Origin of the sequence: Paenacidovorax caeni (assembly GCF_001298675.1) — a bacterium.
Taxonomy (GTDB): domain Bacteria; phylum Pseudomonadota; class Gammaproteobacteria; order Burkholderiales; family Burkholderiaceae_C; genus Paenacidovorax; species Paenacidovorax caeni.
On record NZ_CYIG01000055.1, the window covers coordinates 1 to 21,145 of the forward strand.

General features: G+C 56.7%; 23 protein-coding genes, 1 pseudogene and 1 other annotated feature. Of the genes and pseudogenes, 12 read left to right on the plus strand and 12 right to left on the minus strand.

Going from position 1 to position 21,145, the window contains the following annotated elements:
- The 3 genes from BN2503_RS16705 to tnpA all read right to left on the minus strand — a co-directional run.
- A partial coding sequence (locus BN2503_RS16705) for an IS66 family transposase zinc-finger binding domain-containing protein (protein WP_199445271.1) occupies window positions 1-563 on the minus strand: 563 nt, incomplete at its 3' end.
- Between the two features lie 60 nt (window positions 564-623).
- Complete coding sequence (tnpB, locus tag BN2503_RS16710; protein WP_054257764.1) at window positions 624-971, minus strand: IS66 family insertion sequence element accessory protein TnpB; 348 nt, start codon at window positions 969-971, stop codon at window positions 624-626.
- Window positions 968-1,363 carry an IS66-like element accessory protein TnpA gene (tnpA, locus tag BN2503_RS16715; RefSeq protein WP_054257765.1) on the minus strand — a complete coding sequence of 132 codons (396 nt, stop codon included), beginning with the start codon at window positions 1,361-1,363 and terminating at the stop codon, window positions 968-970. The genes tnpB and tnpA overlap by 4 nt, the downstream gene beginning before the upstream one ends.
- A 112-nt stretch (window positions 1,364-1,475) precedes the next feature.
- Here tnpA and BN2503_RS16720 point away from each other — a divergent pair, with 112 nt between their 5' ends.
- Window positions 1,476-1,718 (plus strand): IS3 family transposase, encoded by a 243-nt coding sequence (locus BN2503_RS16720; protein ID WP_267887076.1) that lies wholly within the window; start codon window positions 1,476-1,478, stop codon window positions 1,716-1,718.
- A gap of 308 nt (window positions 1,719-2,026) precedes the next feature.
- Here the strand turns inward: BN2503_RS16720 and BN2503_RS19635 are convergent, their stop codons facing one another.
- The 3 genes from BN2503_RS19635 to BN2503_RS16725 form a co-directional block, all read right to left on the minus strand.
- The gene (locus BN2503_RS19635) at window positions 2,027-2,572 is read right to left on the minus strand and encodes an MBL fold metallo-hydrolase (RefSeq protein WP_233495108.1); all 546 of its coding nucleotides are present in this window, start codon (window positions 2,570-2,572) and stop codon (window positions 2,027-2,029) included.
- An 83-nt stretch (window positions 2,573-2,655) separates the two neighbouring features.
- Window positions 2,656-3,273 (minus strand): ubiquinol-cytochrome c reductase iron-sulfur subunit, encoded by a 618-nt coding sequence (gene petA, locus BN2503_RS19640; RefSeq protein WP_074930526.1) that lies wholly within the window; start codon window positions 3,271-3,273, stop codon window positions 2,656-2,658.
- A 301-nt stretch (window positions 3,274-3,574) separates the two neighbouring features.
- Window positions 3,575-4,546 carry an IS481 family transposase gene (locus tag BN2503_RS16725; RefSeq protein WP_054257767.1) on the minus strand — a complete coding sequence of 324 codons (972 nt, stop codon included), beginning with the start codon at window positions 4,544-4,546 and terminating at the stop codon, window positions 3,575-3,577.
- 112 nt (window positions 4,547-4,658) lie between these two features.
- Between BN2503_RS16725 and BN2503_RS19645 the strand changes: the two are divergent.
- From BN2503_RS19645 to BN2503_RS19650, 3 genes and pseudogenes are all read left to right on the plus strand, one after another.
- A pseudogene (locus BN2503_RS19645) lies at window positions 4,659-5,906 on the plus strand (sigma-54 interaction domain-containing protein); the annotation flags it as partial.
- A 157-nt stretch (window positions 5,907-6,063) separates the two neighbouring features.
- Window positions 6,064-7,295, plus strand: a protein-coding gene (locus tag BN2503_RS16740) for an IS3 family transposase (protein WP_139235529.1) whose coding sequence is annotated in 2 segments (ribosomal slippage) — window positions 6,064-6,355 and window positions 6,355-7,295 — 1,233 coding nt in all. Because the reading frame shifts where the segments join, the coding sequence is not laid out codon by codon here.
- Window positions 6,345-6,461: a sequence feature (AL1L pseudoknot), on the plus strand. (Overlaps the previous gene by 117 nt.)
- A gap of 49 nt (window positions 7,296-7,344) precedes the next feature.
- The gene (locus tag BN2503_RS19650; RefSeq protein WP_233495109.1) at window positions 7,345-7,809 is read left to right on the plus strand and encodes a hypothetical protein; all 465 of its coding nucleotides are present in this window, start codon (window positions 7,345-7,347) and stop codon (window positions 7,807-7,809) included.
- A 97-nt stretch (window positions 7,810-7,906) separates the two neighbouring features.
- On the opposite strand, the gene BN2503_RS16745 is transcribed toward BN2503_RS19650, so the two are convergent.
- The 5 genes from BN2503_RS16745 to BN2503_RS16765 form a co-directional block, all read right to left on the minus strand.
- Window positions 7,907-8,767 (minus strand): TIR domain-containing protein, encoded by an 861-nt coding sequence (locus tag BN2503_RS16745; RefSeq protein ID WP_233495110.1) that lies wholly within the window; start codon window positions 8,765-8,767, stop codon window positions 7,907-7,909.
- Window positions 8,768-8,953: 186 nt separating this feature from the next.
- Window positions 8,954-10,747 carry an alkaline phosphatase D family protein gene (locus tag BN2503_RS16750; protein WP_054257772.1) on the minus strand — a complete coding sequence of 598 codons (1,794 nt, stop codon included), beginning with the start codon at window positions 10,745-10,747 and terminating at the stop codon, window positions 8,954-8,956.
- A gap of 102 nt (window positions 10,748-10,849) precedes the next feature.
- On the minus strand, window positions 10,850-11,341 hold the full coding sequence (locus BN2503_RS20205; RefSeq protein WP_139235528.1) for a Pycsar system effector family protein: 492 nt from the start codon (window positions 11,339-11,341) through the stop codon (window positions 10,850-10,852).
- A 25-nt stretch (window positions 11,342-11,366) separates the two neighbouring features.
- Entirely contained in the window at window positions 11,367-12,131 is a 765-nt protein-coding gene (locus BN2503_RS21385) for an E2 domain-associated cysteine-rich protein (RefSeq protein ID WP_054257774.1), read from the minus strand.
- The gene (locus tag BN2503_RS16765; protein ID WP_054257775.1) at window positions 12,131-13,669 is read right to left on the minus strand and encodes a nucleotidyl cyclase domain-containing protein; all 1,539 of its coding nucleotides are present in this window, start codon (window positions 13,667-13,669) and stop codon (window positions 12,131-12,133) included. The genes BN2503_RS21385 and BN2503_RS16765 overlap by 1 nt, the downstream gene beginning before the upstream one ends.
- 97 nt (window positions 13,670-13,766) lie before the next feature.
- Between BN2503_RS16765 and BN2503_RS16770 the strand changes: the two genes are divergently transcribed.
- The 8 genes from BN2503_RS16770 (at window position 13,767) to BN2503_RS19655 (ending at window position 20,879) form a co-directional block, all read left to right on the plus strand.
- Window positions 13,767-14,639, plus strand: coding sequence for a helix-turn-helix transcriptional regulator (locus BN2503_RS16770; protein WP_054257776.1), 873 nt, complete (start codon window positions 13,767-13,769; stop codon window positions 14,637-14,639).
- Between the two features lie 13 nt (window positions 14,640-14,652).
- Window positions 14,653-14,931 carry an ArsR/SmtB family transcription factor gene (locus BN2503_RS16775; RefSeq protein ID WP_054257777.1) on the plus strand — a complete coding sequence of 93 codons (279 nt, stop codon included), beginning with the start codon at window positions 14,653-14,655 and terminating at the stop codon, window positions 14,929-14,931.
- A 278-nt stretch (window positions 14,932-15,209) separates the two neighbouring features.
- Window positions 15,210-15,818 carry a TetR/AcrR family transcriptional regulator gene (locus BN2503_RS16780; RefSeq protein WP_054257778.1) on the plus strand — a complete coding sequence of 203 codons (609 nt, stop codon included), beginning with the start codon at window positions 15,210-15,212 and terminating at the stop codon, window positions 15,816-15,818.
- Window positions 15,815-16,966: an efflux RND transporter periplasmic adaptor subunit gene (locus BN2503_RS16785; RefSeq protein WP_054257779.1), complete on the plus strand. Its 1,152-nt coding sequence runs from the start codon at window positions 15,815-15,817 to the stop codon at window positions 16,964-16,966. The genes BN2503_RS16780 and BN2503_RS16785 overlap by 4 nt, the downstream gene beginning before the upstream one ends.
- A complete protein-coding gene (locus tag BN2503_RS16790) occupies window positions 16,963-18,165 on the plus strand; it encodes an ABC transporter permease (protein ID WP_054257780.1) in 1,203 nt (400 codons plus the stop codon). The genes BN2503_RS16785 and BN2503_RS16790 overlap by 4 nt, the downstream gene beginning before the upstream one ends.
- A 2-nt stretch (window positions 18,166-18,167) precedes the next feature.
- On the plus strand, window positions 18,168-18,878 hold the full coding sequence (locus tag BN2503_RS16795) for an ABC transporter ATP-binding protein (protein ID WP_054257781.1): 711 nt from the start codon (window positions 18,168-18,170) through the stop codon (window positions 18,876-18,878).
- A 98-nt stretch (window positions 18,879-18,976) separates the two neighbouring features.
- Window positions 18,977-19,381 (plus strand): cytochrome c, encoded by a 405-nt coding sequence (locus BN2503_RS16800; protein ID WP_256497086.1) that lies wholly within the window; start codon window positions 18,977-18,979, stop codon window positions 19,379-19,381.
- Window positions 19,368-20,879 (plus strand): efflux transporter outer membrane subunit, encoded by a 1,512-nt coding sequence (locus BN2503_RS19655; protein ID WP_082366652.1) that lies wholly within the window; start codon window positions 19,368-19,370, stop codon window positions 20,877-20,879. The genes BN2503_RS16800 and BN2503_RS19655 overlap by 14 nt, the downstream gene beginning before the upstream one ends.
- 48 nt (window positions 20,880-20,927) lie before the next feature.
- Here the strand turns inward: BN2503_RS19655 and BN2503_RS16815 are convergent.
- Window positions 20,928-21,145, minus strand: a 218-nt coding sequence (locus BN2503_RS16815) for a transposase (RefSeq protein ID WP_148639770.1), incomplete at its 5' end; no start/stop codon positions are given.

Below are 21,145 nucleotides of genomic sequence, written 5' to 3' on the forward strand. Positions count from 1 at the left end.
GAGACCAGCACATGGGCCAGCAGGCCGGCGCCGGCCACACCACGCGCAATCGGGCGGCCCGGTGCGCTGGCCTGGAAGATCGTCTGGCAGCCCACGCAAACCAGCTTGGGCCGCACATGCCGGATCACCTTGAAGTGCGCCGGCACGTACTCCAGCTGCTCGGAGACGTCTTGCCCGATCTTGCGCAACCGGGCACCGCAGGCCGTGCAGCCGCAGGGTTGGCCCGTACCGTCGTGATGGCTGTTGCTGAGCTGGGGCAGGTGTTCCTGGACGTCGCGCGGCAGATGCGCCGGCAGACGGCGGTCGATCTGCGCGTCATTGGCGGGGGCCGGCACCGGGACGCCCTTGGCACGCATGCTCAATGCGGCTTGGTCGCCATCGATCAAAGGCATCTGCGCCGTCAACTGCTCGCTGGATGTACAGAATTCGGAACGAACCCGGCGCAGCAGTTGCAACTTGAGCTTGTCGACCATCAGCTTGAGCAGTGCCACCTCGCTATCGCGCGCCTCGATGATGCGCCACAATTCTTCGCGGCTCGGCTGTGATGGGGTGGGCGTCGACACGGCCTGGAGTGTGCCTCACCCCCAGCCCGGCTCCATCGGGAATGACCCGCAACGCCAGCTTTACGCGGCCAGCTCCGGGCGATGCGTGCGCGCTGGCATGCGCCAATCGATGCCTTCGAGCAGCATCGACAACTGTGCCGGTGTCAGCGATACGCCACCGCCCGAGGCTTGGGGCCAGACGAAACGCCCGCGTTCAAGTCGCTTGCTCAGCAGCAGCAGGCCCTGGCCATCGAACCACAGCACTTTGATAATGTCGCCGCGTCGGCCGCGGAAGACGAAGACGTGGCCACTGAACGGGTTCTCGCTCAGCGCGGTCTGCACCATCGCGGCCAGACCATCGAAGCCCTTGCGCATGTCGGTGTGTCCGGCCACGATCCACACCCTCGTGTTCGCTGGCAGGCCGATCATGCGCGCAGCGCGGCCAGCACCGTCGTCAGTTGTGCGGCATCGACCTGACCACTCAGGCGTATGACGGCGCCGCACAGTTCGATCTCCACCGTGCCCGTGGACAGTTGGGCACTGGTGGTCGCCACCACATCGGCACAGGGCTGCTGTGCGAGAACCGTGACTGGCAACAGTGCCTGGGTGCCCGATTGCCAATGACCCAGCTTCATCCAGTGACGCAGCAGATTGGCGTTGACGCCGTTGCGCAGCGCCAGACCCGAGACGGATGCGCCTGGTCTGCCGGCCTGTTCGACCAGCCAAGCCTTGAAAGCTGAGAAATAGATCTGCTTGCCGTTGCGAAGGGTGCGCTCAACCTTCGGGCCGCTCCACTCAGGGGTATGTCCACTGTCTTGCATATGGACGCATGCTGACCTGATCCCATCGGCCCGGCAACAAGGGCCTTGAGGCCACGCTTACCATTCGAGCGCTGCGAACTCAACGGCTTTCCTTGATGGCAGATGCAGCCGTATCGAGCGACGTGGAGTCAAACAAAGCATGAGCCGCAAGGGCAAGTGCTTTGACGACGCGACAATTGAGAGTTTCTTCGGCACCATCAAGGCCGAGCACTTCCGGCTTGCTGCGCCCAACAGCATTGATGCGCACGAAGCGTGCGTGAATGATTACGTTCACTACTACAACCTTGAGCGTATCAAGCTCAGATTGAGCGGACTCAGCCTGTTGGAATGCCGACTGAAAAACACCGCCTGGTAGGCAAGGAGGCAAACGTCCAACTTTTAGGGTCAGTTCAAACCTTGGGCGATTCACTTGCCTGAACCGTGAGTCGTGTGGCGTGGCAAAAAAATCGTTTTAGTGAACTCAAGCACGTGCTTCCTAATTACAAGCGCTCTTTTCAAGGGTTCGGCAACAGCTAACTTGAGCTCTCGAACGCAAGCAAAGATTGCGAAAATATCACTTGAGACAGCTGAATCTTAATCTGATGCTGAGTATCCACAACGATTTCTGCAAACACTGGGTTTTTTCCCCTGCCTCAACCATCCAACATAAATCTGCAAAATTTTTTAGTTATTCAAAATTAGAAAATTTGTCCAGTGTGTAATAAAAGCGTCTCTATCAAGCTTTTTAAACCAAGTGTGGGATTGGCGCTGTCCCCAAACTGTGCTGACGGCATGTAAAGGAATTTCGTGTCCTGCAAAAAGTAGGGTTTCATCTGGCAGCGTGAATAGGCGTTGAACGACACTGTCCCACAGGGCTTCGGGATCTGCCGGATAGGGTTGTAGGTCACAGGCATCTACCGCCATGAGACCTCCGCAAAAGACGCGATCGCGGCAAATGTAGCTCAGGCAATATGGTGTGTGGCCGGGCGTGCGCCAAATTTTGATTTTCTCACTTCCAAAATCCAGGTTTTGACCGTCGTTAACTAAGGTGGCTCCCTCGCGCGGCTCACCTTGCACTAGTGGAGCGCCAAGTTGTCGTAGTCGCTCGAACTCCATTGGGCGCAGATGGTCGTGCTGGTGGGTGCGCAATACCCAACGAAGGCGGAGTTGATGTTCTTGTAGCAACGCACGAATCACAGGTAGGTCGCGCGAGTGGGGGTCAATCAGCACGGCCTCACCGCAGGCTCTGTCGGCTAGCAAGTAACTCAACTCACTACTGTTTGTGCTGTGCAAAATGCGAAAGTCCACGGTGCTTAAGTATTTTCTTTTTCGTCTTCACCGATTAACAGCGTAGTGTCATCGAGATAGCTATGGGGTGGCACCACCAAGTTGGTGGGGGCGGGCTTATTCTTGAAAACGCGACCGGCTAGATCAAAGGTAGAACCATGACAAGGGCAGAAGAAGCCACCCTTCCAGTCAGCCGGTACACTGGTGTTGGCGGTGCCTTCGGGCAAAGTTACCGGGGAGCAGCCCAAGTGGGTGCAAATGCCCACGGTCACTAACAAATCGGGCTTGATGGACCGATGTATATTTTTTGCATATTCAGGCTGTTGTGGGGTACTCGAGTTAGGGTCGGCCAAGTCGGCGGTGTTCGATAGACTGGCCAGCATCTCGGGGGTACGGCGTAAGAGCCAGACAGGTTGGCCGCGCCATTCCACTGTACGCATTTCGCCTGGGGCTAAATCTCCAACATTCACCTGCACGCTTGCTCCAAGCGCTTTCGCCCGCTCACTGGGGGCAAAACTAGACACAAATGGCCAGAGTGTGGCGGTAGCGCCTGCGCATCCCATGCCGACTGTAGCGCGCATCCATGTTCGGCGCTCCGCATCTTCGGGTGTGCCGGCTGTTGGCAGATTTAGTGTTGAGTTCATAAGAGACTCCAAGCGGTTGTGGTGCCTTACAGCTTCAAAAATCGTGCCACCCTTTTTGATCTGTAAATTGATTGTGATTCAAGCGTTTTGAGATCGAGAGAGTCCGAGTGCGTCACGCGTACCGAGTGACTGCTGCCAAATGGCAGCCATTATTGGCAGTCTGAAGCTGATCCCCTACACTGGACACTCATCTTTTCTTTGCCATGAAGCCACTGCCCGAACTTATCGCTTTTCTAGACGGGTTACCCGAACCTCACATCGTCTTTGACTTGCAGTACCGCATCCTTGCGGCCAACACTGCCTATCTGTCGCATCCCGGACGATCATATGGTCGCTTGTGAAACAGGTGCGGGTGGGTGTGATGCCACTCTTTCATGGCCTGCATCGGCGTACTGCTCTTGAGCGCTGACTGTGGCAACTGGTGGTTGTACAGGGCTACATAGCGCAGCAAGGTCTGCTCCATGTCTTCGCGGCTGTTGAACCGGTGGGTCTTCAGGACGTCTGCAATGCGGCCGTTAAACCGCTCCACCATGCCGTTGGTTCTGGGCGTCCTGGGCTTGGTCAATCGGTGCTCTATGCCCAACTCCCGGCACAGTTGATCGAATTCATGGTTGCCGCTGGGTTCGCGTTCCTTGCTGGCAAACAGACGGTCCGTGAACTCTTTGCCGTTGTCGGTCAACAGCTTGTTGATCCTGATCGGACAGGCCTTGTGCAACGCCTTGAGGAAGGCCTGTGCACTGGCTGCGGTCTTGTTGGACTTGAGCTGCACAAACACCCAACGCGTAGCCCTATCGATAGCCACGAACAGGTAGCGCCGGCTGCTCTCATCCTGCATCTGGGGCAGGTACTTCACGTCCATGTGCACGTAGCCTGGCTCGTAGCTCTTGAAGGCCTTGTGGGCTAGCGCAGGCGCCTGGGGCTTAAGGGCGTTGAGGTTGCCCGCTCCATGGCGGCGCAAGCACCTGTCCAGCCCGGAGCGCGAGACATGACAGCAGATGAACTCCCGTGTCACGGCCAGCAGGTCATCCAAAGGCAACAGCAAGGTACGCCGCAAGTGAACCACCACTGCTTCTTGCGCTGGCGTGAGCACGGTCTGAAGGTGGTGGGCAGTGTGCGAGCGGTCGGCAAAGACGTCGCGCTTCTTCCATTTGTAGACCGTCTGCTCCGTGATGCCAAAGCGCTGGGCCAGGACGCGGGCTGGTTCATTGCTGGCTGCGATCTCGGCACGCACAGCGGGCGTGGTGCGGGCGTTCTTGTGCAGGGCTATCAACATGGCTTCACTCCCCGGGTGGATTGCAAGGACTCTATCAACTCCTTCAGAACGGCTCGAGCCATGAAGAGTGGATAGCGCCTAGAGTCTATGCAATCGTCCGGGATGCGACACCTATCGTCAGCAGTTCAGCCCGCAGCGCAGTGTGATTGGGCGTACTTGCTACGAGGTATCGCACAATTTCTCGGTTCCGTGCGATCAAGCGGGTGAAAGCTGCCCGATGGCGCTTTCGCGCGAATCAGGACAGCGTGAGCGAGTGCTGCACCTGCACCACACTCCTCATGGGGAGGCATACGTCAATATCGAACTGGCACCTTTGCCGGGTGAGGACGGTACACCGGTTTTTTTCGTTGAAAAGATGGAGCCACTGAGGGTGCCAGAAAGTCGGCCTAATGTCCAAGGGTTGGTTGGGCGCGCTCCTGCCTTTCGCCAAATGTTGGAGCTTGTGGCGCGCGTGGCGCCATCACGAGCCGCGGTGTTGCTATTGGGTGAATCGGGCACCGGCAAGGAGCTGGTAGCTCATGCTCTGCACGATGCCAGCCCACGCGCAGGGAAATCACTGGTAGCGGTTGATTGCTCCAGTTTGCCCGAGGCTTTGTTCGAGTCGGAGTTGTTTGGCCACGAACGGGGTGCATTTACCGGTGCCGCTGGGCAGCGCGGAGGCTTGGTAGAGGCTGCTAGCGGCGGTACATTATTCTTGGACGAGGTGGGGGATATTCCGCTGCCGATGCAGGTGAAACTCCTACGCCTGTTGGAAACTGGCACCTACCGCCGCGTTGGCAGTACAGACCTTCGGCATGCCGACATCCGTGTTGTATCCGCCACGCATCGTGACCTGCCAGCCATGGTAGCCGAGGGTCGTTTCCGCGAAGACTTGTACTATCGGCTGTGCACTTTCCCAATCCGCTTGCCGGCATTGCGCGAACGTACCGAAGATATCGCCTTGCTGGCGGCAGCTCTGCTGGAGCGTGTTGCATCGCCTCGTCACCTGCGTTTGTCCAGAGACGCGTTGATTCAGCTTAGTTCGCTGGACTATCCTGGTAACGTGCGTGAGTTGCGCAACCTCTTGGAGCGAGCAACCTTGTTGTGCGACGGCGATACCGTAGAAGGTGTTCACATTCAAAAGGCGGTGGACACGGGTATTTGGGCGCGACCAGCCCGACACTCGCCTACGCCCTTGGTGCTACAGCCTGCAGCGTCTTCTTCTGTCGCCGCAGTCGCTTCGGGCAGCTCGCTTAAGTCCTTAGAACGAGATACCTTGCGCGCCCTTGCTGCTGCCCACACCGGTAGCCGTGCAGAACTTGCTGCCCAGCTCGGCATGAGCGAACGTTCGCTTTATCGCAAGCTCAAGGCACTGGGTTGATCCGAAGTACTCCTACAGGACAGCCTGGCAGTAATGAGCAATTGGCCCGTTCTGCCAAAGCCAATGCGGGCCAAGAGCGTGGGTAGGGTGTAAAGAAAATATCACCTTGAACCGCCCCGGTTTTTGAGGAGGCTCTTTTCCCTGAGAGGATTGAGCCATGAGCAAGAAGTCAAACAAGTTCTCACCCGAGGTCCGCGAACGCGCTGTTCGCATGGTGCAGGAGCACCGAGGCGAGTACCCCTCGCTGTGGGCCGCCATTGAATCCATCGCCCCCAAGATCGGCTGCGTGCCGCAGACCCTCAACGAATGGGTCAAGCGCGATGAGATCGACAACGGCGCCAGGGCCGGCGTCACGACGACCGACCTGCAGCGCCTGAAGGAACTTGAACGCGAGAACAAGGAGCTGCGCAAAGCCAACGAGATCTTGAAGTTGGCCAGCGCGTTTTTCGCCCAGGCGGAGCTCGACCGCCGTCTGAAGTCCTGAACGACTTCGTCGACCAGCATCGACAGGCCCACGGGGTCGAGTCGATCTGCAAAGTGCTGCAGATCGCCCCGTCAGGCTATTGGCGCCACGCCGCTCACCAACGCAACCCCCAGCTGCGCTGCGCGCGCACCCAGCGTGACGACACCTTGGTGCCGCACATTGAGCGTGTCTGGCAGGCCAACATGCGGGTCTACGGCGCCGACAAGATATGGAAGCAGATGAACCGCGAGGGAGTTGTCATTGCTCGCTGCACGGTCGAACGCTTGATGAAGCGCCTGGGCTTGCAGGGCGTGCGCCGTGGCAAGGTGGTGCGCACCACCCTCAGCGATGCCAAGGCGCCGTGCCCACTGGATCGGGTCAACCGACAGTTCAAGGCCGAGCGGCCCAACCAGCTGTGGGTGTCGGACTTCACCTACGTCTCAGCCTGGCAAGGCTGGTTGTACGTGGCCTTCGTGATCGACGTGTACGCCAGGCGCATTGTGGGTTGGCGGGTCAGCACCTCCATGCACACACACTTCGTTTTGGATGCCCTGGAGCAGGCCCTATATGCCAGGCAGCCCGAGCGTGATGGTGCCTTGATTCACCATTCCGACAGGGGGTCGCAATACGTTTCCATCCGCTACAGCGAACGGCTGTCAGAGGCAGGCATCGAGCCATCTGTGGGCAGCAAGGGCGACAGCTACGACAACGCCTTGGCCGAGACGATCAACGGGCTGTACAAGGCCGAGGTGATCCATCGCCGGTCTTGGCCAACCCGTGAATCGGTGGAACTGGCCACACTGGAAGGGGTGTCCTGGTTCAACCATCACAGGCTGCTCGGACCTATTGGATACATACCGCCTGCAGAGGCTGAGGCAAACTACTACCGGCAACTCGCCAGTCAGACCTCCATGGTGGCGGTCTGACTTAAACCAACCGGCCTCCACGAACACCGGGGCGGTTCAATCCCGACAGATGGATGAGCTGAAGCTGGAACAATCCAAGAGTCGGCAGCATTTCAGCGCTGAGTTGGAGAAGGGGCGTACAGCTATCGATGAGGCCGCCAAACGGGCCACCGAATCAGAGCATCGAGCCCTTCGTGAGATCGATCGGGAGCGCACCGCGCGTGCCCAGGCGGAAAAACAACTGGAGCAACTGCGAAGCAGACTCGCTGAGACCGAGCGCGATATGCATACCAAGCTCCTAGAAACTAGCTCCATACAGACTCGGTTGGCTGCAGAGCTTGACAGTGCGCGCACCGCCCTCGGAGAAAGTACAAGAGCTAATCAAGTACAAGGTGCCGAGTTGCAGCATGCCCTTCAGGCTGCAGCCCAGCACAAAGCGGAGGCAGATACCCTACGCGTATTGGTCGCACAGTTTCAGCTACCGTCAAAGCCTGGACGCAAGAAACGACCGGCGGACAGCTTAGGCGGCAAGTGACCGTTGGGAGGTGGACGGAAACTTAGACGTCCATGATCGAGATGGTTCCGCGTACTTGTGGAGCACCCCTTGGTGCGATATACCGACCTTCGCAATCTCAGAGGTTCAGTCCAAGCCGCAGAATGTGATCGCGCAATTGGTTGCACGCCGGTCCCATCAAGGCAGCGGCATCACAGCCAGGCTCGTACCTATAGGGGATCGTAGTGATACCGGTCATGTCACTGGGCAACTTTACCCCGTGCTCGCGTGACTCCATCAATATCGCACGGTCCTTACCAAGGTGTCCCATGGCCATGCCAAGTTCGAAGATCACGTTGTCGCGTGGTGTAGGCCAATTCTGACCGCGGACCGTGGTTGTGTCGTCGGCATGGGCAATCGCAACGGCGAAATCTGCGTCGTATACCGCGTCGAAAAGGCTCTGAAGCGGGTAGTTCGCTACGCGGAAAACATCGTCAGTCCAAGGTTTCACGACAAAATTGTCGTATGAGAGTGCATTCTGGACGACGCGCGCGACAGCGAGGGACTCCTTCGATGAGATGACGAACACCTTGATGCGGTCGCGAGCCGCGCCAACATGTGCGTTGCGCTGGTGGAGCCGTCGCGACAATTCGCGAGCCACTGCTAGATACACCTCTGGGTACTTGCTGCCAACGGCCGAGAACTGCGCTTCCGAGATCTGAGCCACTACGCTAAGCTCCGTGGCCACAAGAGAAGCCGCACGCTTTTGCGTCATCTCCACAGCAGCCATCTCGCCAATGTGGTCGTTGGGGAAGCGGCGCGCCACGATATGCCCGTTGACCAACACATTGAACGCGCCGGTCACAATAAAAAACACATCGTTGTCGGCCGCATCCTGCTGGATCAGCACTTGCCCCTTTGTCACCTCGAAGAACTTTGCATTTTCGGCCAAGTACTCAGCCAGCTCGCGGTTGCCCGTGACCATCTTCTGAGACAGCATGGCTTGCACCCGCAGACGACGGCCCTCTTTACCTTGTAGTCGTTGAAGCATTTTTTCCTTTTTATCTGTTGTGCTTGGCGCGTATGTGCCAGTATTGCGGGTTCGAGTTGTATGAAAAGGTCTTTTGCGTACGTCTACATGGCCTCCAGAATTAATCGACGGCATCGCTGCGACGGAAGCAGGAGGTCACCTGTGGAGCAATGCCACCTCTGGCACAGCCGTTGGCTCCACAGCCATCAGGTGATTCGACACCCCATCTTTCGTTTCGCATCGCCAAGTGGCCCAGAGCTTGGAGCCAGCGGCATTAGCCACCCCAGTGTCTAGCTCAATCGCCAGCCAGTTCCGCGCAGCCAAAACCCGCCGGTTCGACTGCGGAAAGATCAGCATCTCTGCACTTGTGTTTACGTCCAAGTTTTGCGTGGTCCTGCCCACGTTGTCCAGGACGTGAAAAAACAGTCGTTCCGCCACAGATACCAGCGACGGGTGCACCACAGCTGTCGATGTGAACTGCTGAATCTGCGCCCAGTTGTCTTGGGGGCCCACGTCTTTGCGGTAGGCGACTCCGTGGGCCGCCACGTGCACGTCTCCTGAGACGATGGCCGCTCTGAGTTGCTTGGCCTTTGCAGTCGCGAACAGCGTTTCGAGCAGGCGTAGGCGTTCGCCCTCATGGTCGTCGTGCGTCCAGTGATCCTTCAGGTCATCTGAACTGCTATCCAGAACATGATCCGAACCGAAGTTGTCCAGGAATGCTTCTGCAAGCGATAGCTTCGGGTGCACAACCGGGACGGACGACATAAACAGCAAGTGCTGGCAACCTTCGCCTGGGTGCTTGCGCCCGTTCTCTGGAATCTGCTTAAGCCAGGCCTTCATCGCAGTCCATGTGTCCGGTCCCAATACCTGCTCGTGCGAGCGCTCGGTTCGCAGGTCGGCTACCAGCAGCTGCACGGGCCCGATAGCGTGCGCGAAACTGAAACCGGGTTGGAGATCCAGTAGAGGCAACGCGAGGGCATCGCGTTTGAGTGCTTCCGTCCACGCAATTTTCTTGAAGAGCGGGTCATTAGCCCTGACTTGAACGTCATCCCTCGGCACAAGATCAGGGAGGTTGTCAGCCGCATGCTGCATCTGGAATACCCAGAATGCTCGTCGTGCATGATGGAAGAGTCGTTGAAACAGTGGACTGTGCTGCATCTCGCAGCTGTAGGAACCCCAGCCATCGAAGATGTCGTGGTCATCCCACATCATCACTGTGGGAGTCCGCGCCATAGCCTGCGCTGCATCAAGCGGCTTCGTCTCACCACCCCAAGTGCCTCGCTCTTTGGGTAACCATCTGTCGGCGTAAAGCTTGAGGTAGTAGTCCTCAATCTTCGCCTCAAGTTCGGGGCTGACGGGGAATACCAACTGCTCATCCCTCGGCAGCCCAATCCACCCTTTGAGCTCTTTGACGTCTTCCCAGATTGAGTCAAAGTAGATCTGATCTCCTCCCATCAACAGCAAGTGGAAGCGCTGTAGATTCTTGTCGTGGGTCCTCGACTCATGCCAAAGCTGCTCTTTGTCGAGCATGTAGCCCGCAGGGCGCACCTGCTTGTCGTGGTTGCACAGCAGATCCGCCCAGACGGCGTTTTCACCCTTGATCAGCTTGCGGATGCTGCTGGGGTCCGAAAAGCCATTGCACGACACATAGGCCATGCGAGGTGCATAGTTTTGTCCTGGCACAGTGAAGTGCCATACCTCGTCTACGTCCCCAATCGTGTACTCAACCTTGCGCTCTTGATCACCTTGGTTTGTGGTCAGGTCGTAGCGCAGGTACTGGCGTCCACCATGTCTGAGCAACACCGAGCTCTTTGGCGCAGCCTTCCCATCGACGGTGAATTTTGGTGCTTTTTTGCCCTCATCAATTCCGATAAGCGCACTGACTTTCCACTTTCCTTTTGAGGCCCCCCGAAACGAAAGCACAGGTCCAAGCAGAATTTTTGTTGTCATTGATGTGATCCCTCCAGAGTTTTCTTTGGATTTATTTCAAGTCACTTGACGCGGTGCTTTGGTGGCCGCTGTGGCAATCTCATTGCCGCTGTGATAGATCGATCAGTACTTGACAAGGAGACCTACCGTAGCAATCCATGGGATCACAGCAAACAACGACCAGCCTAGACATTTTTTGACGTACTCATGCTTCTCCTGCGCAATTTCGGCGTTCCGATGAATCTGGGCTGCAATATCTTTGAGGATGTCGTGCTCACTCACAGACTCGAACCTCATGACATAGTCGGCACGTGGCATCGATGCAATTGCGCCAAAAAATACTAGCGATTCTTTGGGCCCATCCTTTAGACGAGGGGAGAGCACCATTGCTGTACAGAACAAGGCAATAAATAGCCCCCCCGCAGCACTTGCACCGAAGAAAATTGCCCAAGGATTTTTCGATGGCTCTGCGCTAAAGAACGCACCCAACGCCGTGAGCATTGCCAAATCGATGGCGGTAATTGCACCGACCTTGATTTCTGCAGCAGCAATCCAGACGAGCGTTCGCTCAAAAATCCATTGGGCGCTGGTCAATCTGTCTTGACTCGTACTCATTTGTAATTCAGCAGGTTTTAGGTGTTCAGGGCTGCAGCGGGCAGTTGTCACAAGTCCCACAGCATTGTCTGTCTCGAAAGGAGTGCCAGAATGCCTTTTCTTCGATTTCCCACAGAAGGAGAGCCATAGCTAAGTGGGACGCGTCTGAAGCATGGGAGCCACACCTACGAAGTCGTTTGCGACCCTTTTTTCCAGTCGAACCGCAAAGGCAGCGCTGCTTAAGGTTCACAACCTTCTTAGAGTCAAGCCAAACGCTATATAGATGGTTTTTGTCTTTCAAGAGCTGCAAGACACGCTTCTTCTTTACGACTGAAAGCCGCCTTTCTTTCAACGCGATCACATACTCGCCCCCGAGCTCATGCGCCGCTAGCTCTGCTCTGTACTGGTGGACAGCCGCTGCACCGTGGGCCCACTCATTTTGGTTTGGCCAACGCCGAGCTTTTTTTACCCGGGCCTGGAGCGTCAGAAACTTCCACAGGATTCCCCACCATGCGTGCGCCGTCTCCTCATCCGAAATGTCCAAGTTGGACACTTCCCGCCAGTAAAGACAGAAGGAGCCATCGGAATTGATATGGCGCTGGGGGCAGAACTCAGGCAAATTGATCGGTTGGCGCTCCTTTGCCATCGCCTTCCTATCCCCGACCTGTTTAACTTCGATCTCGTATGGGACAGTCCGACCATCACTGAGAGCAAGGTTGAATCGGAGAATGACACTTACGGCCGACACATGTTCAGCGGCTGCGTTGTACGCGGGCGCGACAGCCGCGATGAACTCGACGGCAGTCGGCATTACGCCCCCTTCACACGACAGTAGGGCCGGACCACCTGTTCTTGGGCTTTCGCAATAGCAGGGGTGCTGGCGACCGTGCCAGCCGAGCGGGCGCTGTTGGCTGCTTTGTCGCCGTTATCAGCGAGTGCTTCTGTGGCCTCAAAGTAGTCGAGATTTGCGGTTATGCGCTTGTCGCCGAACACCTTCTTTACCGCCTCAGAGGCCTCGTCATAGGCGCTCTGGCCGATGGCCGTTTCTGTTCCTTTGCAGCGGACCTGTTCGTCCTCCGAGGAAAGCACTCCACGGCTCACCGAACAGCGAACACGACTCCCCTTCAGGCCGAGACGGGTTACTGTCATTGGGCCGTAATCGAAGCCGATAGCGAGACCCATCTCTCCGGAAAAATACTTTTTCTTTTCAAGCTTCTCGATAGCAAGGTCAAAGCTGCTGCGGAATGCACCAGCCAGACGTGTAGCCTCAGAAATCGTGTCCTGCACTTCCGTAGTTGCTACAGTGCCTTCACAAATGAGGCCATGGACGCAGTCCCCAATGAAGCGGATTCGCCGCCCCTTGAATTCTGTGGTGAGGACGCGTTCGAGTTCGGCACGCAGCACATGGAGTACACGGACTACGTTTTCAGCATTCTCCTCAATGTTGTCTGCCACATATGCTGTGAAGCCATCGATGTCTGCATAGATGCTCACCGCCTCTTGACGGCGCGAGTTGCCGGGGGTCAGCGCCGGAATGTCCATCGTCGAAAACGGTGGGGTATGCCGCGTGAAAACAAAGCCCCCCAACGGATTGTTTTTCTGGTCTTCCCGCCACTCTTTGACGATGGTCTCGGCGGTGACGTCAAGGTCTGCAGCATCTTGGCAGTCCTTGATTTCCTCCTTTGTCAGCGCCGTCTTTGCGGGAGTGTCGACTTCCTTGAGGCCAATCGCCAAACGTGCCGCATTCGTAAGGTAAATACCCTTGGTGGACAGGTTGCTGGCCAGTTTCGCAGCATGGTTTGCGGCATCGCCCAGGAACAATGGTTCGCGATTTCCGTTGCGCCCATTGTTGACAGCCAGTGTCTCTCCAGTGTCAATGCCAACGCGCAAGATTGCTGCGGGGATCTTTGCGTCGTCATCTTTGGTCTCGTTCAAGACGTCAATCATGAGCTGCGCTGTTGCGACTGCGCGTTGCACGCGCTTCTTTTCCGCACCAGCCTCGGAGTTGTACGGCTTGGTGAAAAGAGAGTGCAGACGCTGGTTGTGGAAGTCCACCCGCCGCGCGTCAACGCGCTTGAGGATGCGATTGACAGCGCGATAGTGCTGGTCAAGAAATCGCAGCATGCGCTTGTGGCATTCAGTGCCTTCTTCACCAGTCACATTCAGCATTTCGCGCAGGTTCTGGATGTCTGCATACATGTGAACGCCATCGACGCGGTACGCTGCATTGGTCGCAATGGACTCAAGCGACATATCGCGCCCATACTGCTTGATGGTGACGGTCTCCACATCCTCCATCTTCTTGTCGATGTGGGTACTGGCGCGTTCGTAGTTCCAGGTGTGGCTCACAGCTATCTCCCAATGTAACCCGCGTGGACAAGGAGCGGTCCATTGCGTATAGTTTTATTATGGGTAGCGATTTTTTACCTGTCAAGTAACTATACTTATGAAATTTGCAGCCGACAAAATTCGCTGGGGCACTGAACGGCGCCTCGAATTCATTGAATTCCGCCTCTACTGGGAGGGTGGTGTTCGACGTGGAGACATTACGGAAAAATTTGGGGTCTCAACCCCCCAGGCGTCCGCAGACCTTGGCCTGTACCAACAGCTTGCTCCGGGCAACCTGATGTATGACGCGAGCGAGAAGCGCTACATCAGCACAGAAAACTTCACTCCGATCTTTCTAGACCTTAGGGCGGATGTCTATCTGGCTCACCTGCACGACGCGTCTGGGGTTCGCGTTCGGCTAATGGATTCGTGGATGGGCTACATCCCGAGTGCCGCACTGATGCCCGTTCCAACCAGGCGGGTGAAATCAGATGTGCTTCGGGCGTTAGCAAGGGCAATACGAGAAAAACGGTCGATAGAGGTTTCTTATCAATCGATGAATAACGCCAATCTGGACAAGGCGTGGAGGTGGCTTTCCCCCCATTCTCTTGTGAACGATGGAGCGCGATGGCACGTCCGAGCTTTTTGCCACAACAGGCGCGCTTTCCGGGATTTCCTTCTGTCACGGTGTGATGCCACCAGAGGATTGGGCAGCGCTGAAGGAGACATCACCAACGACACTGCTTGGAATGAGCTGTTTGAAGTCCTGCTTCATCCAAACCCCAAGCTGAATGAGCCTCAGAAGCGAGGAGTCATGGAAGACTATGAAATGGTGGATGGAAAATTGTCCATCCCTATTAGAAAAGCACTTCTTTTTTACTTTGAAAAAAATCTTCGGCTTGACGTACCCGATGTTGAAGGGAATCCTGCAGCTACGCCTCTGAAAATTCTGAACTACGAGGATTTCAAGATCGCGATGTCACACGGCTAACTGTGAATACACGTTGGAGCTAAGTTCGACACCCACGTGCATATCTGCTAACCCTGACCGGCTACTCATCCTGTGCCAGCTCTCACAAGGCGAACGCCGGGTTGGTGAGCTTGAAGATTTGTTGGGCATCGTGCAACCCACCTTGTCGCAGCAACTAACCGTGTTGCGCGGTGAGGAACTGGTGAGCACTCGCCGTGAAGGCAAAAACATCCACTACGCATTGACCAACCCTAAAGCGCTGGCCGTGATGCAGGTGCTGTACGAGCAATTTTGTGTTTGCAAATCGGAGTGAACCATGACGATTGATTGGATCAATTTCACGCCCTGGGTGTCATTTTCAGAAGACGACCGCACCAAACATCAAAAGTCGATTGCACTGTGCCGGTGAAAGAAAAAAACTGACTAAATTCAGTACGCGCTAAACCTGCTTGTAGGGGCCAACCGACAAGCTGGGTACCTTGGCTCGGGGTCGAACTTGGCGTTGAGTTCATTGGGCGCTGTCAGATAGGGTCTTGCTCTCATCACACAACCTGCTATGATAGTAATAGATGACTTTCTTTTGGATTGGCGATGAGCGAACACCCTAAGCACCTTCCGGCTGATGAACGGAGAGCGGCCACCGTAGAGGCGGTGATCAATCTGGCGGCTGAGCAGAATCCCAGCGACATCACCACCACGGCGATCGCGCAGCGCATGGGCCTGACCCAAGGCGCGCTGTTCCGGCACTTCCCCACCAAGGATGCCATTCTCGAAGCAGTGATGACATGGGTGGCGGAACGTCTTCTTTCCCGAGTAGACAGGGCGGCACAGAACGTGACTTCTCCTCTTGCCGCGCTGGAAGCGGTCTTCATGGCTCATATCGACTTCGTTTCCGAGCATCCGGGTGTGCCACGGATGCTCTTCGGAGAATTGCAGCGGCCCGGAGAAACACTCCCTAAAAGGATGGTTCAGACCTTAATTCAACGGTACGGAGAACGCTTGCGCCATCTACTGGAGCGGGGCAAGGCGATAGGCGAGCTTGATGCCAACCTCGATATCGAGGCTGCCTCGGTATCGTTCATCGGCTCCATCCAGGGCTTGGTGATGCAGTCACTCATCGCGGGTGACGCCGCTCGCATCCGTCGCGATGCCTCTGGTGTTTTTGCAATCTATCGTCGTGGCATTGGGAGTGAGTCATGAAATTTCCACCCTTACAACGCCGCACACTGGCACTTGTCGTAATCATCATTCCGCTTCTACTACTTTTCATCTATGTTGCTTTGCGTTCAGGGCCATTGGCTCCTATTGCAGCTACTGTCAGCACGGTAGAGTCCCGCTCCGTTGCCCCAGCATTAGCTGGTATAGGGACAGTACAAGCGCGCTTTACTTACAAAATCGGCCCCACCGTTGCCGGGCGCGTCAAGCGGTTGGATGTGCATGTCGGCGATATCGTTAAGGCAGGGCAAGTGCTCGGTGAAATGGATGCGGTGGACCTGGACGATCGCGTTAGCGCTCAGCAGGCTGCAATCAAGAGTTCCGAAGCTGCACTTCGACAGGCTGCGGCCAAAGAAACTTTCGCGCAGACACAGGCCACACGCTATGAGCAGCTTTTATCGGTGCGTGGCACCAGCGAAGAAACGGTAGTCACCAAACGGCAAGAACTGGCTGTGGCGAGCGCGGCATTGGTCGCCTCGCGAGAAGATATCGCGCGTCTGCGCGCAGAGTTGGAAGCGCTCCGCGCTCAACGCGGAAACTTGCGGTTGGTGGCACCGGTTGCCGGACTGGTCGCAGCACGCGATGCAGACCCTGGCACCACGGTGGTGGCGGGGCAAGCGGTAATCGAAGTAATTGACACCGCAAGCCTGTGGGTTGATACACGCTTTGATCAAATCAGTGCCGAGGGACTGGCTATAGGGCTTCCAGCCAAGATTGTTCTGAGATCACGGCGATCTCAGGCAGTGGCGGGACACGTATTGCGAATCGAGCCTCGTGCCGATGCCGTGACTGAGGAAACCCTGGCAAAAATCGTTTTCAACGCGCCTCCAGTACCTCTTCCACCATTGGGTGAGTTGGCGGAGGTGACTGTGCAACTGGGCGAATTGCCTGCCGCGCCGACCATCTCCAATGCCGCAATTCGGACAGTCGATGGAAAACGCGGTGTATGGAAGCTGGTTGAAGGAGGTTTGACTTTCACTCCGGTCGTGCTGGGCCGCTCCAGTCTTGATGGCCTGGTTCAGGTGCTCGAGGGCTTGAGCGTTGGCGACCAGATCGTGCTCTACAGCGAAAAGACACTCAGCGCCAAGAGTCGGATTAACATCGTCGATCGTCTGCCAGGAGTCTCACCGTGATAAGCCTGGCCGGACGTGACATCCTTCATGCCTGGGGGAAATTCATCTTTACGGGCATCGGCCTGGGCCTGTTGATTGGCGTCACGCTGACCATGGCGGGTGTGTATCGCGGCATGGTCGATGACGGTAAGGTGTTGCTGGACAACAGTGGTGCCAACTTGTGGGTGGTACAGAAAGATACCCTGGGCCCTTATGCCGAGTCTTCCAGCATCCCTGATGACCTGTGGCGCAGCATCCGCACCCTGCCGGGCGTCGCAGAGGCCGCCAATGTGACCTACCTGACCATGCAGGTCGGAAGAGGTGAAAAGGATGTGCGCGCCATGGTCGTGGGCATTGCGGCAGGCGAACCGGGAACATCGGGTTGGCCACCTCAATTGGTCGCGGGGCGCCAGATTACACGTGGCCACTATGAGGCGGTCGCGGACATCGCCACCGGGTTTCGGCTGGGCGATGAGGTGAAAATTCGCCGCAACCATTACACAGTAGTTGGCCTGACCCGCCGCATGGTGTCCTCCAGTGGCGACCCAATGGTGTTCATCCCACTCAAGGATGCGCAAGAAGCGCAATTCCTCAAAGACAACGACGCCATTCTGATGCAGCGTCGCCGCACCGAAGCCAATCCGGCCTTTAACCGCCCCGGCGTGCCTGGTCTGCTCGATGCTGTGATTGCCTCACAAACCAGTAACAACTCGGTAAATGCGGTGCTGGTGCGTATCCAATCTGAATACTCCCCGCAGGAGGTGGCTGAACCGATACGGCGCTGGAAACGGCTCACGGTTTATGACCGCGCGCAGATGGAAGAGATTTTAGTGGGAAAACTCATTGCCACATCCGCCAAGCAAATCGCCATGTTCCTGGTGATTCTGGCTGTGGTCAGCGCCGCCATCGTGGCGTTCATCATCTACACCCTGACGATGGACAAAATTCGCGAAATCGCAGTGCTCAAGCTCATCGGCACACGCAACCGCACGATTTCGGGAATGATCTTGCAGCAGGCGTTGGTACTTGGGGTCATCGGTTTTGTCGTTGGCAAGATCACGGCTACCTTCGCTGCACCCTTGTTTCCCAAATACGTATTGCTGATGCCCATTGATTCAATCTTGGGTTTCTTCGCGGTGATGGTTATTTGTGTGCTGGCCAGCGTTGTCGCCATCCGTATGGCGCTGAAGGTCGATCCGGCCGAAGCGATTGGAGGCTGAACATGACGGCAAAAGGCATTCACATCGAAGGCTTGAGCAAGCGTTACGGAGAGGGAGACACTGCGGTTCTCGCCTTGAAGAACGTGAACATGCAGGTTGCGCCGGGCGAGGTGGTTGGTCTGATCGGCCCATCCGGTTCCGGCAAGAGCACGTTGCTCAAGTGCCTGGGAGCCGTGATTGACCCCACCGCCGGTCGCATGGTGCTGGGAAACGAGGTGATTTTCGACGATGAATGGAAAGTGCGCGACCTGCGGGCTTTGCGCCGCGACAAGATCGGTTTCGTGTTTCAAGCGCCGTACCTGATCCCGTTTCTCGATGTCACCGATAACGTGGCGCTCTTGCCGATGCTCGCGGGTGTCGGCAATGACGATGCGCGAAAACGCGCGCTCGAACTGCTCACCGCGCTGGATGTGCAGCACCGCGCCAGGGCCATGCCGTCACAACTCTCAGGCGGAGAACAGCAACGCGTGGCTATTGCTCGCGGCTTGGTCAATCGACCACCAGTGATCCTGGCTGATGAACCAACAGCACCGCTGGATTCGGTGCGTGCGATGTCTGTCATCCGCATCCTCAACGACATGGCTCGGCGTTTTGAAACCGCCGTCATCGTCGTCACGCACGACGAAAAAATCATCCCGACGTTCAAGCGCATTTACCACATCCGCGATGGCGTCACTCACGAGGAAGCGGGTGAAGGGCGCAGTTTTGAATGACTGCACCACTCGTTATCGATGTCGCTGAGAAAAGAAGAGGTCTCATGAACAGCACTAAAAAACCGTTCCTGGTCATTGCCACCGTGCTTTTCACGGTGATGACCATATCAGTCAACCCTGCTGGCGCGCAGGCAGAATCCGCAAAGCCGATGGCGCTACGTGGTGTGATGGACAAATTAGGCCGCGACATGCAAGCCATTACAGGCGCAATTTCCAAGGAAGAGTGGGCGGTGGTTGCCGAGTTGGCGCCGAAGATTGCCAACCACGCAGAGCCTCCCGTCGCGGAAAAAATGCGCATTCTTGCTTGGCTCGGAACCGATGCTGGGAAGTTTCGCAGCCACGATGGGCAGACGCACGAATCTGCTACAGCTATGGGCGACGCAGCCAAGCGTGGTGATGGTCTAGCCGTTATCTCTGCTTTTTCGAAGGTGCAACAAAGCTGTCTCATTTGTCATCAGAGCTTCCGTAAGCCGTTCCTGGAGCATTTCTATGAAAACCGATGACCTGACTTGCACGGGCCAATGCACGAAACCCAGTCAAAGTCCAGCCAGAGCCCTGACATCTCTCGCACTTGTTGGTTTGTTGGCTGGTTGTGCGGTCGGGCCTGACTTCAAACGCCCCGAAGCTCCGACTACATCCAAATACACCGTTGCCACCATGCCAGCGCAAACCGCCTTGTCCACAATCCCCTTGGGGGAAGTGCAAACCCTCCGGGTCGGTCGGGAGGTCAGTTCGGAATGGTGGCACAGCCTGGGGTCATACAGACTCGATGCACTGATTGCATTGGCTTTACAAAACAGTCCCACGTTAGCCTCCGCAAAATCGACACTGCGGCAGGCGCAGGAGCTTCATGCTGCGCAAGCGGGATCAACGCGCTACCCCCAAGTCGATGCGAGTATCGGTGCGCAACGCCAACGCATGAGCTCCAGCGGTCTCGGATTGGCCGGCGAGGCACGTGAGTTCAGTCTTTACAACACCAGTGTTGGCGTAAATTACCGCCTCGACTTGGCCGGAGGGAATCGTCGTGCGCTGGAAGCGCTGGCCGCTCGTGTGGACTACCGGAGCCATGAACTGGCGGGCGCGCAACTGACCCTTGCGGCAAATATCACCACCACCGCCATTGTCCGAGCAAAACTCGCGGGTCAGCTTGCGGCCACCAAAGCGATGGTCGAAGCACAGGACGAGCAGATCAATGTCACCCGCGAGCGGGTGCGTTTTGGTCAAGCAGCACCGGACGAACTGCTTGCACAGCAAACGCAGACCGAACAGACTCGTTCTGGACTACCCCTGTTGCTCAAGCAACTGCAACAAAGTGAGCATCTTCTGGCTACGCTTTCCGGCCAGGCCCCTGGTGACGCGAAGGTGCCGGATTTCACTTTGGCCGAGTTCAAACTGCCCACCGAATTGCCTCTTGTGATGCCTTCTGATCTGGTGCGCAGACGGCCTGATATTCAGGCGGCAGAAGCATTGCTTCACGCGGCGAATGCCGAATATGGGGTGGCGATCGCCAAGCTGTATCCACAAATCAACCTCAGTGCAAACCTTGGCTCACAAGCACTCACAACCGGGGCTCTTTTTGGCGGCAACTCTGCTGTTTGGAGTGTGCTGGGGCAGTTGACCCAGCCACTATTCAATCCGGGACTACCCGCAGAAAAACGGGCATCGCTGGCGGCATTGGATGCCGCAGCGGAAAATTATCAGGGCGTTGTGCTCGACGCTCTGCGCAACGTGGCGGACACATTGAGCGCACTGGAGCACGATGCACAGGCATTGAGTTCACTCGCGTTTGCAGACTCAACTGCACAGTCTTCTCTTGAATCCACGGGGCGTCAGTATGCGCTTGGCGCAGCCAGCTACACGCAATTGCTGATTGCAAGGCAGCAGGCTCAACAAAATAGCATTGCCTTGGTCGCAGCGCAGGCGCAACGACTTGCCGATAGTGCCGCTCTATTTCAGGCGATGGGTGGTGGTTATGATGGATTGAAGGTCAAGCCTTACTGAGCAACTTCGTTCGGGCGTGTCCGAATTTTTGTGTAAACGGGTCGGACTTCAATTGACGGAGATGCGGTCTCCGAACTGAATGGTAAATCGGGTCAGCGCGGCCTTCCAATCCCGGATGGGCAGGGTCCACTTCTGACTGATGTTGCGCAGGGCCAGGTAGAACAGCTTGGTCAGCGCCTCGTCGCTGGGGAACGAGCCCCGGTTCTTGGTCAGCTTCCTCAGGCTCATGTTCACCGACTCGATGGCATTGGTGGTGTAGATGACCT